Source organism: Labrys sp. Lb11 (genome assembly GCF_057554225.1).
Map to the genome: position 1 here is coordinate 323,192 of NZ_BAAJOT010000008.1, position 14,579 is coordinate 337,770.

At 67.6% G+C, this 14,579-nt stretch carries 13 protein-coding genes; 6 read left to right on the forward strand and 7 right to left on the reverse strand.

Annotated elements, in window-relative coordinates; translation table 11 throughout:
• Positions 1-2 precede the first annotated feature (2 nt).
• From AC27L4_RS28400 to AC27L4_RS28410, 3 genes are read right to left on the reverse strand one after another with little or no spacing between them, the layout of a single operon-like run.
• Positions 3-350, reverse strand: a complete 348-nt coding sequence (locus AC27L4_RS28400) for a DUF1491 family protein (RefSeq protein WP_487145977.1) — start codon at positions 348-350, stop codon at positions 3-5.
• Positions 347-1,171, reverse strand: coding sequence for a peptidoglycan-binding domain-containing protein (locus tag AC27L4_RS28405; protein ID WP_487145978.1), 825 nt, complete (start codon positions 1,169-1,171; stop codon positions 347-349). Before AC27L4_RS28405 ends, AC27L4_RS28400 begins: the two co-directional genes overlap by 4 nt.
• Positions 1,164-2,984 (reverse strand): sensor histidine kinase, encoded by a 1,821-nt coding sequence (locus tag AC27L4_RS28410; RefSeq protein WP_487145979.1) that lies wholly within the window; start codon positions 2,982-2,984, stop codon positions 1,164-1,166. The genes AC27L4_RS28405 and AC27L4_RS28410 overlap by 8 nt, the downstream gene beginning before the upstream one ends.
• 399 nt (positions 2,985-3,383) lie before the next feature.
• On the opposite strand from AC27L4_RS28410, the gene AC27L4_RS28415 reads away from it, so the two are divergent.
• The gene (locus AC27L4_RS28415; protein WP_487145980.1) at positions 3,384-3,731 is read left to right on the forward strand and encodes a hypothetical protein; all 348 of its coding nucleotides are present in this window, start codon (positions 3,384-3,386) and stop codon (positions 3,729-3,731) included.
• Positions 3,732-3,848: 117 nt separating this feature from the next.
• Here AC27L4_RS28415 and AC27L4_RS28420 read toward each other — a convergent pair whose 3' ends face one another.
• On the reverse strand, positions 3,849-4,268 hold the full coding sequence (locus tag AC27L4_RS28420; RefSeq protein WP_487145981.1) for a hypothetical protein: 420 nt from the start codon (positions 4,266-4,268) through the stop codon (positions 3,849-3,851).
• A 276-nt stretch (positions 4,269-4,544) separates the two neighbouring features.
• Here AC27L4_RS28420 and AC27L4_RS28425 point away from each other — a divergent pair, with 276 nt between their 5' ends.
• Complete coding sequence (locus tag AC27L4_RS28425) at positions 4,545-4,958, forward strand: SufE family protein (RefSeq protein WP_487145982.1); 414 nt, start codon at positions 4,545-4,547, stop codon at positions 4,956-4,958.
• A 382-nt stretch (positions 4,959-5,340) separates the two neighbouring features.
• On the opposite strand, the gene AC27L4_RS28430 is transcribed toward AC27L4_RS28425, so the two are convergent.
• Positions 5,341-5,760 carry a Ros/MucR family transcriptional regulator gene (locus AC27L4_RS28430; protein ID WP_487145983.1) on the reverse strand — a complete coding sequence of 140 codons (420 nt, stop codon included), beginning with the start codon at positions 5,758-5,760 and terminating at the stop codon, positions 5,341-5,343.
• 510 nt (positions 5,761-6,270) lie between these two features.
• Here AC27L4_RS28430 and msrB point away from each other — a divergent pair.
• The 4 genes from msrB (at position 6,271) to murJ (ending at position 11,585) form a co-directional block, all read left to right on the forward strand.
• On the forward strand, positions 6,271-6,693 hold the full coding sequence (gene msrB / locus AC27L4_RS28435) for a peptide-methionine (R)-S-oxide reductase MsrB (protein WP_487145984.1): 423 nt from the start codon (positions 6,271-6,273) through the stop codon (positions 6,691-6,693).
• A 1-nt stretch (position 6,694) separates the two neighbouring features.
• Positions 6,695-8,791, forward strand: coding sequence for a S9 family peptidase (locus tag AC27L4_RS28440; RefSeq protein WP_487145985.1), 2,097 nt, complete (start codon positions 6,695-6,697; stop codon positions 8,789-8,791).
• 195 nt (positions 8,792-8,986) lie between these two features.
• Entirely contained in the window at positions 8,987-9,586 is a 600-nt protein-coding gene (locus AC27L4_RS28445; RefSeq protein ID WP_487145986.1) for a superoxide dismutase, read from the forward strand.
• A gap of 466 nt (positions 9,587-10,052) precedes the next feature.
• Positions 10,053-11,585: a murein biosynthesis integral membrane protein MurJ gene (gene murJ, locus AC27L4_RS28450; protein ID WP_487146067.1), complete on the forward strand. Its 1,533-nt coding sequence runs from the start codon at positions 10,053-10,055 to the stop codon at positions 11,583-11,585.
• Positions 11,586-11,602: 17 nt separating this feature from the next.
• Here murJ and AC27L4_RS28455 read toward each other — a convergent pair whose 3' ends face one another.
• Positions 11,603-13,021, reverse strand: a complete 1,419-nt coding sequence (locus AC27L4_RS28455) for an amidase (protein ID WP_487145987.1) — start codon at positions 13,019-13,021, stop codon at positions 11,603-11,605.
• A 5-nt stretch (positions 13,022-13,026) separates the two neighbouring features.
• Entirely contained in the window at positions 13,027-14,412 is a 1,386-nt protein-coding gene (locus AC27L4_RS28460) for a M20/M25/M40 family metallo-hydrolase (protein WP_487145988.1), read from the reverse strand.
• Positions 14,413-14,579: the final 167 nt, after the last annotated feature.

Here is a 14,579-nt window from a genome sequence, read left to right on the forward strand (position 1 = left end):
GGTCAGCTCTCTTCGGCGAGGTCGAGGAAGGAGCGCCCCTGCCGATCCTCGGCCTCCACGACCCACAGGTCCGTGTCGAAGCGCAATTCCCGCTGCAGCCTCTGCTCGGCATCGAGCGGGGTGGCGCCGTCCTTGGTCAGCCGGACGAAACGCCGCTCTCCGCCGTCGCCGGCGAGCGATTGCGGCGCCGGGCCGTAGAGATCGGCCGTGCCGTCGAGCCGGTCGACCTTGACGAAGATCGCTCCCGCTTCTTCCGCGCCGCGGCGGCGCAGGGTGGCGCTGCCGCCCTCGACAGCGCAGCGCCTGATGTAGGCGGCGACGAAGAATGCGGACTTGAGGCGGGCGGTCATTCCAGCGATACGCCGGACACCGTCGCCAGTTCCTTGACCAGACGCGTGGAGACCTGACCGGTCACCGGCAGCGAGCGGTCGCGCTCGAAACGGCTGATCGCGCCGCGCGTGTCCGCATCCATCACGCCGTCGACCTTGAGCGGGCCGTAGCCGAGCGTGGCCAGGGCTTTCTCGATCGCCAGCAGCCGCCTGGTCGGCGGTGTCGGCGTCGGCGCCGCGGCCGGGCGTACGACAGGCACGGGCGGACTGGTCGGAGTGCTGGCGTTGATCAGGGCGCCGATCGGGTCGCCGTCCCGCGCCGGCAGCGTCTGCGGCATCGGCGCCATCTTGAGGCGCGACAGCAGATCCTCGCTCGGCTGCCCGTCGATCGCCAGCCCCATGCGCGTCTGGAAAGCCCGGATGGCCGCGTCGGACTTGCGGCCGAGCACTCCGTCCGGCACGCCGTCATAATAGCCGCGGGCGGCGAGCTCGCCCTGGATCTCGCGCAGCAGCGAACCGTCGTCGGACGCGACCGGTGCCGCGGCATCCTGCGCGGCGGCGACGGCCTGGCGCGCCGGTGCTGCGGGAGCCGGGGTCGGAACTGCGGCCTGGGTCCGCCCCGGCCCTTCGCGCCCGAAGAACGGGGCGGGATGGGCGCCCTTCTGATAGACGAGCGCATTCGCCAGGATCAGCAGGGTGAAACCGGTCATGGCCAGCACGCCGGCCACCTCGATCGGACGGCGCAGCACCAGCGTCAGCGTCGAGATCAGGCGCGAGGGCTCGCCCCCGACATCCTCCGACGACAGGAAATCGCGATCGGACCGGGCCAACGCTTCACGCACGCTTCTTCCCCTGTTGCTCGGGCACCAACACAAGCTCCGCCTGGACATTGCGCGGCCAGAGCCGCTCGACGTTCGGGGCAGCCATGATCGCCTCGCGAGAGGCGGTGTTCTCGCAGTCGAACGGTAAACGAACCGTCACGGTGGTTCCACGGCCGACCATGCTGTCCACATCCATGCGTCCGCCGTGCAGCATCACCAGGCCCTTGACCACAGAAAGGCCGAGGCCCGTGCCCTCGAAGGGCCGGTCATAGGCCGAGTTCGCCTGGAAGAAGGCCTCGCCCAGACGCGGCAGGTCCTCGCGGGCGATGCCGACGCCGGTGTCGCTGACGGAGAGGGTGAACCCACCCTGCTCGGCGCGGACGGCCACCGTCACCTTGCCGCCGGGCGGCGTGAACTTGAGGGCGTTCGACATCAGGTTGAGGCAGATCTGGCGGCAGGCCCGCTTGTCGGCGACGATGTCGGGCAGGGTCCCCTCGATCGCCTGCTCCAGGCGGATGCGGCCGGCATCGGCCTTCAGCAGCATCATCGCCCGGCAGTTCTCGATCAGCTCGCCGAGCGAGAACGGTTCGGCGACGATCGGGAAATTGCCGGTCTCGATCTTCGACATGTCGAGCACGCCGTTCACCACGGAGAGGAGGTGGTGGCCGCTGTCGTGGATCAGGCCGGCATATTCGCGCCGGCGCTCGGCGTCGATGCCCATCAGCGTCTCGTTCATCAGCATCTCGGAGAAGCCGATGACGGCGTTGAGCGGCGTGCGCAGCTCATGGCTCATGGTTGCCAGGAAGTGGCTCTTGGCAGCATTGGCCCGCTCGGCCTCGGCACGGGCGGCTTCCGTAGCCAGTTGGTGCGCCTTGCGATCGGAAATGTCGCGGGAGACGGCGACCACGTGCCGCTCCTCGTCGGTGCCGAAGCTGCGGCAGCGCATCTCCACCCAGATGAAGCAGACGCCGTCGCTCCCGTTCCGCCGCAGGCGGAACTCGGCGGTCCTGGCTTCGCCGGCCTGCGCCGCCGCCAGCGCCGCCAGATAGGTCGGACGATCCGGCACGTGCACCCGCTCGAACAGACCCTGCCCGAGCAGCGTGCGGGCGGGCGCTCCCGTCATCTCCTCGGCGGCCGGGGACGCATAGGTGACGCGACCGGCCTCGCCGTGGCGGGTGACGAGATCGTTCATATTCTCCGCCAGCATGGCGTAACGCGCTTCGCCCAGGCGGGCCGCGCGGGCCTCGAGCGCCAGGAAGCCATGGTTGCGGAAGGCGAGCAGGCCGGCATAGCCGACCGCAGCCAGCAGCACGACGCCATGAAGAGCGGGCGAAGCAGCCAAGCCCGCCGACGCGGGCAAGAGGCCGGCGATGTCGGCAGCCGCGACCCCGGCCGCCGTCAGCGCCGCCAGCGACAGGGTCCAGGCAACGATCCGGCGCGAGCCGGACATCGCCGCCTCGATCGGCACCAGAGGCAGGCAGAGCAGGGCGAACGACCCGACGCCGCCTGTGGCGCCGGCAGTCGCCGCCACCAGCGCGCACACGGCCAGCGCGGACAGGATGTTGGCCTCCTCGAACCGCGCGGTCCTCGACAGGAAATAGGCGACGGCCAGGGGCGAGGCCAGCACCGCGAAGACGAACGTTTCCGTCAAGGTCAGGCCGCCGCGCAACGCGAGATAGCCGGGCAGGCATGCCACGGCGACGATGCCGACGGCGACATGCGTGGCGATGAACGCACTGTGTCGCGCCGAGATCGGCGGATCGTCCTTGACGCTGGCATGGACGAAATCGCCCATCACCGTCCGCGCCTGCTTGAGCACATCGATCTGACGCAACGCTTCAGCGCGGCATGACGTCCGCGCCCCCTTTTTTTGTACCCTCCGACCATTGCAGCCGCGGTTTAAACGAACACTAAGGCGGGGGTTCAAATGGCGTCGCGGGCGACGCAAGGCGGGCTTTGGAGACCGCAAACCGCGGACATGGTGAACAGAGTTTGACCAAATCCGGTCAAGCCCGACCAATCACCCCGCATCCTCTACAAGATCGGCGCGAGCAAGCGTCGGGCAAATCGCACGATGCCGCGGCAGCGGTTCAGTCATTTAATTATGAATCGAATTTAACGACAATTTCTCCTATCGGCGAAAGCCCTCCTTTTCGCTCCAGTGCTAATGTCGTCCTGCAATCGGCGTCGATGGACTTGGCCAACGCGCCCGTGGCCTTGCATGAGTACCAGCATGTTCTTCCTGTTTCGTGCGTTGTTCTGGATCGGCGTGGTGATGCTGTTCCTGCCGCTCCCGCCCTCCCCGCCCGCGGCACGGCAGGCCCATGCCCCCCATCAGCCCGCCGCCGCGGCGCTTACCGGCCAGGCCGCAGCCGACGCCGTCTCCTTCTGCATCAAGCGTCCCGAGACATGCCGCTCCGGCGCAGAGACGGCGGGACGGCTCGGACTCACCATGGAGCAGGGCACCAGACTGCTGTCGGGCCTGCTTGCCGATCCCGCGCCTGTCCCGCCCGCCGCCCCACCGGTCCGTCCGAAGAAAAAGGCCGGACCACCGCCCGCGCCGGGGCACGGTCCCGGCTGAAGAACGGCTCCCTCGCGTGACCATCCGCACCCCGGCGAAAGCCCCGAGGCGCCTCATTTTCCGGGTCGAGGCCCGCTCGCGGACGGATTCCGCCGCTCGGCCGGAACCGCGCAGAGCCTACTCGGCGGCGGCCTTGCTCCTGATCCGCCTCTCCTCTTCCTCCAGGGAACCGATCAGATTGCCGTTCGCCGAGTAAGCTTCGGCCCAGTTCGCCGTCTCCTGCGCGAAAAACGGCGAGAGCTCCCTCAGGTTGACGACCGATCCGTCGTCGGCCTTCGCGATCACGCTGAACCTCTTGCTCCAGCCCAGCTCCAGGAAAAGACGATGGGCGAACTTCTGGATCGCCAACTGAGCAATATTCAGATCCCGCTCATCCTCCGGCAAGGATTCGAAGACGGATTTGAACGCGAAATCCATGGAATCCTGGGGATTTTTCGCCCCGTCAATATCCTTCACCATCGAATGCAACGTGTCGTCGAGAGCTTCTGCGAAGATTCGGCCGAATTGCTCCAAAGGTGTTTCACTTGCTTTTGCCACGGCGCCCGCCCTTCATTCCTATTGTTCAGGCAAGCCGTTGTGGAGGAACGCCTTGCCCGACCCGAGGTTATCCCCCCGGGATGCGAGCCGAGTGTAACGCGAGCATCTTGCAATTTGGAAGTGTCGATCATCGGCACCCGGTTTATCTTTCAACCGGAGAATGACGTCGCGCAGGCCGAGAGGTATTGATGTCCCTTCCGCTGCGGGCCTGGCGTTCCGCCGGCCCCCGCCTCGCTTTCCTCCGCCGCCCGCACGCACTATATGCAGCGCATGAGCATGCCCGGCATCGACGACATCATCGAGAATTTCGGCTTCCTGGACGACTGGGAGGACCGATACCGCTACCTGATCGAGCTCGGCCGGATGCTGGAGCCGCTGCCCGAGAGCGCGCGCACCGCCGAAAACAAGGTGCAGGGCTGCGTCAGCCAGGTCTGGCTGCTGACCCGCGTCGCGGATGGCCGCGTCCACTTCGTCGGGGACAGCGACGCCCATATCGTCAAGGGCCTGGTGGCGATTCTGGTCGCGCTGTTCTCCGGCAAGACCGCGGCCGAGATCCTCGATATCGATGCGTTGAAGCTGTTCCGCGATCTCAGCCTCGAGGAGCACCTGACGCCCCAGCGCTCCAACGGCCTCAAATCCATGGTCGAGCGCATGCGCGCCGACGCCCGTCAGGCCTTGACGACGGCGTAGACATCCCGCGCCGCCCTCGGCACACGAAGCCTCCGCGGGCCATGGCCGCCCATCTCGCCGCCACGCCCGACGTCATCATCCGCGCCAGCTTCGAATAGTGTGCCGGTCAGCCTCGCATGTTGGCGCTGTCGAGGGCCGTGAACCGGGCCGTGCAAGCCACCTTCGCCGTCCGCCGCGGCTCCTCACGATCATTCCGGCATAGAACAAACACCGGAGCGGCCATCGCCGCCCCGGTGCGTGCCTACGATCGAAAAAATGTCTTTCCCCACACGGAAAGAGACATATGCCGGCGGGCCGGAGACGTCGTCCGAACATCCGCCGCCAAACGGTTCATCGGACCGGTCAGGCCACGGCCACCTGACAGCGATTCGCGCGCTGCGCCTTACCGACCCTTGCGGCGACGCTGCTGACCGAGACCCATCTGCTTGGCGAGATTGGAACGGGCCTGCGCATAATTCGGCGCGACCATCGGATAATCTGCGGGAAGAGACCACTTCTCGCGATATTCCTCCGGCGACATGTTGTATTGGGTACGCAGGTGTCGCTTCAAGGACTTGAACTTCTTGCCGTCTTCCAGGCAGACAATATAGTCCGGCGTCACCGAGCGCTTCACCGGAACAGCCGGCTTCGGCGCCTCGACCGGGACTTCCTGAACGCCGCTGGAGACCCGCAGAAGCGCGCCATGGATCTCGCCGATCAGGCCGGGGAGGTCAGACGCCGCAACAGAATTGTTGCTGACATAGGCAGACACGATATCCGCCGCCAGTTCAATGAAATCCGAGCCGTTCGCTCCGTCGCTCATGTTCGTCCGACTTTCATCTTCGAGATCGGCCCCTGCCGACTCTACCCTTCATCAAGGGACTCACTACAACCCATGACAGCCGACGCTGTAACGAGCCCACTTCGCCCTGCTATGGAATCACAAAGAACCATGCGTGCTCTGACTTAATCTGTCTAGACAGTCCGAGCAAGGTCTTTACCAAGACGTTCGGAGTTTTTTTCAACCAACCCTGTTGACCCAGCGGCACAGGCCATAGTGCCCTATCCGTTTTCCCGCATGGAGCCGAAATCCCTAATCTTGCACCGCCCCAGGGTCCCAACGTCAGGCGATTTGCGTTGGCTGGGATGCGTCATGCCGATGGCGGCTGCAGAACAGGCCAGCACAACGCATTCCTTTCCAAACTTTAATGTTGCACTGCAAGATCGCGAATCGACGTTGCCGGACCAGTTCTGACGCAGAGGTGAAGCATCGTTGCGTTGCCCGGCGCAGGCTTCGAACCTATGTCTCGGACCAGCGAACAGGAGACGGTCGATGACCAACACCGAAAGCCCCCGGACAAAGATCATCAAGAGCGACGCCGAGTGGCGTGAACAACTGACGCCGGAGCAGTATCGCGTGCTGCGCCAGCACGGCACTGAGCGGCCCTTCACGGGCCCGTACTGGGATGCCAACGCGCCGGGGCTCTATTCCTGCGCCGGGTGCGACGCCCCGCTGTTCCTGTCCGACACCAAGTTCGACGCCGGTTGCGGCTGGCCGAGCTTCTTTGCCGCCGTCTCGCCCGACGCCGTCACCGAGATCGAGGATCTGTCGCACGGCATGCGGCGGATCGAGATCCGCTGCGCCACATGTGGCGGCCACCTCGGCCATGTCTTCCCCGACGGGCCGCGGCCGACGGGCCTGCGCTACTGCATGAACGGCCATGCCATGCACTTCACCGCCGACAAGGACGCCTGACATGACGCAGTTGAAGCCGCCGGTCGCCGAGAAGCGCGTCGTCGAGCGGATCGTGCATGGCGTGCCCCTCGCCGACGCCTATGCCTGGCTGCGGGCCGACAACTGGCAGGAGGTGCTGCGCGATCCCGCGGCGCTTCCGGCCGACATCCGGGCCCATCTCGACGCCGAGAATGCCTATGCCGGTGCCATCCTCGGGCCGACGGAGGCGCTGCAGGAGACGCTGTTCACCGAATTGAAGGGACGGCTCAAGGCCGACGACGCCGGCGTGCCCGCCCCCGACGGGCCTTTTGCCTATTATGTGCGCTTCCGCGAGGGCGGGCAGCACCGGCTGCATTGCCGCCGGCCGCGTGTCGGCGGCGAGGAAGCCATCCTGCTCGACGGCGACCGGCTGGCCGAGGGTTCGGCCTTCTTCCAGCTCGGCGGCTCCAGCCACTCGCCCGACCATGCGCGCCTGGCCTGGAGCGCCGACACCAAGGGCTCGGAGTTCTTCGACATCCGCGTGCTCGACATCGCCGCCGGCGCCATGCTCGGCGACCTGGTGCCGGACACGGCCGGCGGTGCGGTGTGGAGCGCCGACGGGTTGTCCTTCTTCTATGTGAAGGTCGACGAGAACCACCGCCCCTCCCGTGTCTATCGGCATCGGCTCGGCACGCCGGCCGGCGAGGATGCCCTCATCTATGAGGAAGCCGACGCCGGCATGTTCGTCGGCCTCGGCCGCACCCAGTCCGGCCGCTTCGCCGTGATCTCGATTCACGACCACGAGACCTCCGAGGCCCGGCTTCTCGATCTCGCCGAGCCGGACGCACCGCCGCGCCTGGTCGCGGCACGCGAGACCGGCGTGCGCTACGAGGTCGAGCACCATCCGGCTCAGCCCGGCGCCGAAAGCCTCGTCCTGCTCACCAACGCCGACGGGGCCGAGGACTTCAAGATTGCCACCGCGCCGCTGGCCACCCCCGCCCGTGACCAGTGGCGCGACCTGGTCCCGCATCGCGCCGGCCGCATGATCCTCAGCATCGGCGTGCTCGAGCGCTGGCTGGTGCGGCTGGAGCGCGAGGACGGCCTGCCGCGCATCGTCGTGCGCGACATCGCCGGCGGCGAGGAACACGCCATCGCCTTTGCCGAGGAGGCCTATTCGCTCGGCATGGATACCGGGCTGGAATTCGTCACCGACACGCTGCGCTTCACCTATTCGTCGATGACGACGCCGGCCGAGACCTACGACTACGACATGGCCGGCCGGACGCGCGTGCTGCGCAAGCGCCAGGAGGTGCCTTCGGGACACGATCCCTCGCGCTACGTCACGCGGCGCCTGCTGGCGCCGGCGCCGGACGGGGAGACCGTGCCGGTGTCGCTGCTGCACCTGAAGACGACGCCGCTCGACGGCTCGGCCCCATGCCTGCTCTACGGCTACGGCGCCTACGGCATCTCCATCCCGGCCTCGTTCTCGACCAATGCGCTCTCGCTGGTCGATCGGGGCTTCGTCTACGCCATCGCCCATATTCGCGGCGGCACCGAGAAGGGCTGGCACTGGTATCGCGATGGCAAGCTCGCCAGGAAGCCGAACAGCTTCCACGACTTCGTGGCGGCGGGCGAGCACCTGGCCCGCGAGCGCCTCACCAGCCGCGGCCGTATCGTCGCCCATGGCGGCTCGGCCGGCGGCATGCTGATGGGGGCGGTGGCCAACCTTGCCCCCGACCTGTTCGGCGCCATCGTCGCCGAGGTGCCCTTCGTCGACGTGCTCACCACCATGCTCGACGACACCCTGCCGCTGACGCCGCCGGAATGGCCGGAATGGGGCAACCCGATCGCCGATCCGGCTGCCTTCGCCACCATCCGGTCCTACAGCCCGGTCGACAATGTCGAGGCCAAGGCCTATCCGCCGATGCTGGTGCTCGCCGGCCTCACCGATCCGCGAGTCACCTATTGGGAGCCCGCGAAATGGGTGGCGCGGCTGCGCGAGCTCAAGACCGACGCCAACCCGATCATCTTCAAGGTCAACATGGACGCCGGCCATGCCGGCGCCTCCGGCCGCTTCGACCGGCTGAAGGAAGTGGCGATCGTCCAGGCCTTCGCGCTCATGAGGATGGACAGGGCCTGACGCTTTCCCTGCACCTCGCAACGGCGGAGTTTTTACAGTCCCCGGCTGTGTGACCAGGCAGAGTCACGCGGCCTCGCACGGGCTGTTGAACCCGAACCGTCCTCGGCCTAATTGTCTTGGGGACGGCGGCCTGCCCGCCCTCTTGCGCTCCCGCCTTCCGGGAGCGCCTCCACCCCAGACTTCAGAGGAAGAGCCATGTCCTTCACACTGCCCGACCTGCCCTACGCCCACGACGCTCTCGGCCCGTATATGTCGAAGGAGACGCTCGAGTATCATCACGACAAGCATCACCTCGCCTATGTCAACAATGGCAACAACCTCATCAAAGGCACCGAGTGGGAAGGCAAGAGCCTTGAAGAGGTGGTGAAGGGGTCCTTCGGCAAGAACGCCGGCCTGTTCAACAATGCCGGCCAGCACTACAACCACCTGCATTTCTGGAAGTGGATGAAGCCCAACGGCGGCGGCAGCATCCCCGGCAAGCTGGAAAAGGCCATCGTCGACGGCCTCGGGTCGGTTGACAAGGCCAAGGAGGAGTTCATCCAGGCGGGCGTGACCCAGTTCGGCTCGGGCTGGGCCTGGCTCGCGGTCAAGGACGGCAAGGTCATCGTCGCCAAGACCCCGAACGGCGAGAGCCCGCTGGTGCATGGCGCCACCCCGATCCTCGGCGTCGACGTGTGGGAGCACTCCTACTACATCGACTACCGCAACCGCCGCCCCGACTACCTCAAGGCCTTCGTCGACAACCTGGTGAACTGGGACTATGTCGCCGAGCTCTACGACGCCGCGGCGAAGTAAGCCGGGCCTGCGAGCGAGCTGAGGGCGCGTCCCGCTTCCTCCCATGGGAAGCGGGACGCGCCCTTCTCTTTCAGCGGTATCACCATAATGCCGTAATCGCCTGCGATGCTGCCGGGATAGCCGGAGCGGTATTGCTGCAAGTGCGAAGAAGGTTGGCGAACCGCTCTCCTCGGCGAACGCGTTTGGTGCGCGGTTCCGCGGAACGGGGGTCCGCAACCGTTTTCCTCCGACAAATCTGCATAGGCAGTATGGCAGGCATGCGATATTTGCAATTGTTTATTGTGCGCCGCACACTAAACTAACTCTTGTCAGATGGCGCGGACGAGTTCCCCGTCTGATAGCCCTCCTTGGGCGTTTCCTCCCTAGACTTGGGCCGCAGCGCAAGCTGCGGCCTCTTTCTTTTCCGGCCCTTCGCGAAGCAGCCGCTCGCGTGTATGACCTGCCTGAGCTCGCCGGAATCCTGCCTTTGCTGAAGAAAATCCTCTCCGTCGGCGCCTGGACGCTGGTCTCGCGCGTCACCGGCTTCGCCCGCGACGTCGTCACCGCGGCAATCCTCGGCGCCGGCCCGATGGCGGACGCCTTCGTGGTCGCATTCCGGCTGCCCAACAATTTTCGCGCCATTTTCGGCGAAGGCGCCTTCAGCAATGCCTTCGTGCCGGCCTATAGCCGCATCGAGACCCAAGCCGGCCGGGAGGCGGCCGCCGAGTTCCAGGGACGGATCGCCGCCCTGTTGCTGGTCTCCACGCTGGCCGTGACGGTCGCGGCGCTGGTATTCATGCCGCAGGTCGTCGCCCTGCTGGCGCCCGGCTTCGACAACGACGTCGGCCAGTTCGACCTCGCGGTCACACTGACGCGCATCACCTTCCCCTATCTGCCCCTGATCACGCTGGTGACGCTCTACGGCGCCGTGCTCAATGCCGCCGGGCGCTTCACGGCCTTCGCCGCCGCGCCGATCCTGCTCAACCTCGTCTGGATCGCCGCGCTCCTGGTATCGCGCCTGTTCCCGACGCCAGCCCATGCGGTGGCCTGGGGCGTGACCCTCTCCGGCGCGCTGCAGTTGCTCGTGATGCTTTGGGCGGCGCACCGGGCCGGCCTGCTCGCCCGGCTCAGGGCTATCCGTCTCGATCCGGAACTGCGACGCTTCTTCCGCACCCTCGGCCCGGCCCTGATCGGCTCGATGGGCGTGCAGATCGCCATGTTCGCCGACACGATCATCGCCTCCACCCTGCCGTCGGGTGCCGTGTCGTCGCTATTCTACGCCGACCGCATCTACCAACTGCCCTATGGCGTCATCGCCATCGCCGCCGGCACGGTGCTGCTGCCGGAGATGAGCCGCTTCATCGCCGCCGGCGAGCCGGACAAGGCGCATGCGGCGCAGAATCGGACGATGCTGCTGATCTGGTTCATGGCCGCGCCGTTCTTCGCCGCCTTCCTCACCGTGCCGGACCTGATCATGCGCGCCTTCTTCGCCCGCGGCGCCTTCACCACAGCCTCGGCCGAGGCGGCGGGCGCGGCGCTGCTGGCCTACGGCGCCGGACTGCCGGCAATCGTGCTGATCCGATCGGCCGTAGCCAGTTTCTATGCGCGCGGCGACACGGCGACGCCGCTCTGGGCGTCTCTCATCGCGATCGCGGTCAATGTCGGCTTCAAGCTCGTGCTGACCGGTCCCCTGCAGCAGGCCGGCCTCGCCCTGGCCACCTCGATCGGCGCGTGGATCAATCTCGGCATCCTGACGGTGCTGGCACTGCGCGGAGCCAAGATGGCGCCGGACCGGCGGCTGCTCAAGGCGATGGCGAGCATCGCCGTCGCCACCGCGCTGATGGCCGGCGCCATGGCGCTGACCGATGCGCGAGCCGACCCCTGGCTCGCCGGGCTGACGATGCACCTGCGCGAGCCGGCGAAGCTGGTGCTGGTGGGCCTCGCCGGCGGCACGGTCTATGGCGCCGCCGTGCTCGTCCTGTTCATGGCCGCCGGCATCCGGCTCGGGCGGCGGGGCTGAGGCCGGCCCGCACCGGCCTACGGCGCGAGCAGAGCCTCGATGGCGGCGGCCGCCGCCAGCACCGCTGCATCCTGCCCCCTCGCTCCGACGACCTGCAGGCCGACCGGCCGGCCGTCACGCGTCTTGCCTGCGGGAATGACGCAGGCGGGCTGCTGGCTGAGGTTGATCGGAAAATTGAAGCCCGCCCATTCCGTCCAGCGAGACAGGCCCGAGCCTTCCGGCACCTCCAGTCCGGCGGTGAAGGGCGGCACGGCGACGGCGGGCGACACCAGCACGCCATGGCGCGCCAGCAGGGCGTCCATGGCGATGCCGAATTCGGCGCGCCGCTGCGCCGCCCGCGTCAGATCGACGCCGGAGAAGCGGGCTCCCGCTGCGGCGACGGCCAGGAAGCCGGGGTCGATGCCCGCATGCCGGGCGGGATCGACCGCGGCAAGCCGCGCCGCCGCGCCGGCGAACCAGAGTGTCTGGAACAGGGCGTGGAGGTCGCTGCCGGGGAGCTCGACCGGTTCGACCGCTGCCCCCCCGGCCTCGAGCCGCCGCACGGCGGCATCGATCACGGCCGCAACCTCCGGATCGGGCTGCCCAACGGCAGGCGTGCGCCAATAACCGACGCGGGAGCCTCGGACGGCGAAGGCGGATGCCGCCAGCGGCGGCATCGTGCCCGGCTGCTGGTACCAGTCGCGCGCATCCAGGCCGCTCATGGCAGCGAGCATGGCCGTGGCGTCGGCAACGGTGCGGGCCATCGGGCCGATATGAGCGACCGTGCCGAAGGCGCTCATCGGATAGGCCGGCACGCGCCCGAACGAGGGCTTGTGCCCGACGATGCCGGAAAAGCTGGCGGGAATGCGGATCGAGCCGCCGCCGTCCGTGCCGAGATGGAAGACGCCGGCGCCGATCGCGGCAGCGACCGCCGCCCCGCCGCTCGATCCGCCCGGCGTCAGCCGGTCGTCATGGGGATTGCGGGTGATGCCGAACGCCGGACTGTCGGTCACCGCCTTCCAGCCGAACTCCGGCGTCGTCGTCACGCCGATGGTGACGCAGCCCGCGGCCCGCAGCCGCGTCACCGACGGCGCGTCGGCGGCCGACGGCGTCGCATCGGTCGCGGCGCTGCCGTAGCGGATGATCTGGTCCTTGATCCAGACGATATCCTTGATCGTCGTCGGGACGCCGTCGACAGGGCTGGCCGGCGCACCGGCGCGCCAGCGCGCCTCGGACGCAGTCGCGGCCGCGATGGCGCCCTCCTCGTCGATCGCGACGAAGGCGTTGAGACGCGGATTGACGGCACGGGCTCGCTCCAGCGCCGCCTTCGCCGCCTCGACCGGCGACAGGCTCCCCGCCGCATAGGCGGCCGCGAGCTCGGCGGCGCCGAGGCGGCAGAGCTCCGGCGCGTCGGCGAGCGGGTCCGGGTGAGATGCGTCTTGCGGTATCGTTGCCATGCCGCTCAGCGTCCCAGCGCGTCCAGGATGCGGATCCAGGAGCGGATGCCCTTGTGGAAGCTCCGGACATCGTATTTCTCGTTGGGAGAATGGATGCGGTCGTCCTCGAGCGCGAAGCCGATCAGCAGTGAATCCATGCCGAGGATGCGCTGTATCTCGCCGACCACCGGGATCGAGCCACCCGAGCCGGTCACCGGCGCGGTGCGGCCCCATTCGTCAGCCAGCGCGGCGCGTGCCTTGCGCAGCGGCTCCGAGTCGGACGGCACGACGATCGCCGGGCTGTTGCCATGGCCGAGGAAGGTCGCCTCGCAGTCCTCCGGCAGCCGCTCCGTGACGAAGCGACGGAAGGCGGCTTCCACGGCCTCCGGATCCTGCTTGCCCACCAGGCGGAACGACACCTTGGCCGAGGCCTGGGCGGGGATCACGGTCTTGGCGCCCTCCCCGATATAGCCGCCGACGATGCCGTTGACGTCGCAGGTCGGCCGGACCGTGATCTGCTCCATCACCGTGCGGCCGGTCTCGCCGGCCGGCACCTTGAGCCCGACGGCGCCGAGGAACGCAGCGCCGTCGAAGCCGAGCGCCTCCCATTCCTGCTTCACCTGGGGTGGCAATTCCTCGACGCCGTCATAGAAGCCCGGCAAGGTGACGCGGCCCTGGTCGTCATGCAGCGCCGCCAGGATGCGCGCCAGCACGCGGATCGGGTTCTGCGCCGCACCGCCATACATGCCCGAATGCAGGTCCATGCGGGCGGCGCGGATGATCACCTCCTGGTAGACGATGCCGCGCAGCATGGTGGTGACGGCCGGGGTCTGCGCGTCGAACATGCCGGTATCGCAGACCAGGCAGAAATCGGCCTTCAACTCGTCCCTGTTCTCGGTGAGGAACGGAACCAGGCTTCTGGGCGAAGATTCCTCCTCGCCCTCCAGGAGCAGGGTGACGTCAACCGGCAGGTCGCCGCGGGCTTCGACCAGAGCTCGACAGGCCTCGATGAAGGTCATCACCTGGCCCTTGTCGTCGGAGGAGCCTCTGGCGACGATCATGTCGCCGTTGGCACCGGCGACACGCCGCGGCTCGAAAGGCGGCGAGGTCCACAGATCCAGCGGATCCGGCGGCTGAACGTCGTAATGGCCGTAGAACAGGACATGCGGCGCACCGGGGCGGCCGGTGCGGCGGTGCCCGACGACCATGGGATGGCCGATGGTCTGGCGCGGCGAGGCATCGAATCCGATGTCGCGAAGGGCGGCCGCGGCCCATTCGGCGGCACGGCGGCAATCGGCTGCATATGCAGGGTCGGCCGAGATGGAGGGGATGCGCAGGAATTCGAACAGGCGGTCGAGGCCGCGATCAAGGCCGCGGTCGGCCGCGTCGAGGACAGTCTGAAGGTCGGGCATGGCGAGTCCGGCGAATGGTTCGAACGTGCAGGCTAGCCTGCTTTGCCGCAAGGCGGCAATGGCGCGCCCAAGCCGTACCTATGTTACCCCGACGGCAGACCCGACATAAAATCGCCCCTCATCCCGTGATGCCGGACGCCGACGCATCGACGGCCCCGAAACATAGG

Bases quoted from the DNA above. Each gene is read 5' to 3' on its own strand.
- AC27L4_RS28455 (WP_487145987.1), bottom strand. From the start codon at position 13,021: ATGGCAACGATACCGCAAGACGCATCTCACCCGGACCCGCTCGCCGAC.
- AC27L4_RS28425 (WP_487145982.1), top strand. From the start codon at position 4,545: ATGCCCGGCATCGACGACATCATCGAGAATTTCGGCTTCCTGGACGAC.
- AC27L4_RS28440 (WP_487145985.1), top strand. From the start codon at position 6,695: ATGACGCAGTTGAAGCCGCCGGTCGCCGAGAAGCGCGTCGTCGAGCGG.
- AC27L4_RS28430 (WP_487145983.1), bottom strand. From the start codon at position 5,760: ATGAGCGACGGAGCGAACGGCTCGGATTTCATTGAACTGGCGGCGGAT.
- AC27L4_RS28445 (WP_487145986.1), top strand. From the start codon at position 8,987: ATGTCCTTCACACTGCCCGACCTGCCCTACGCCCACGACGCTCTCGGC.
- AC27L4_RS28415 (WP_487145980.1), top strand. From the start codon at position 3,384: ATGTTCTTCCTGTTTCGTGCGTTGTTCTGGATCGGCGTGGTGATGCTG.
- AC27L4_RS28460 (WP_487145988.1), bottom strand. From the start codon at position 14,412: ATGCCCGACCTTCAGACTGTCCTCGACGCGGCCGACCGCGGCCTTGAT.
- msrB (WP_487145984.1), top strand. From the start codon at position 6,271: ATGACCAACACCGAAAGCCCCCGGACAAAGATCATCAAGAGCGACGCC.
- AC27L4_RS28400 (WP_487145977.1), bottom strand. From the start codon at position 350: ATGACCGCCCGCCTCAAGTCCGCATTCTTCGTCGCCGCCTACATCAGG.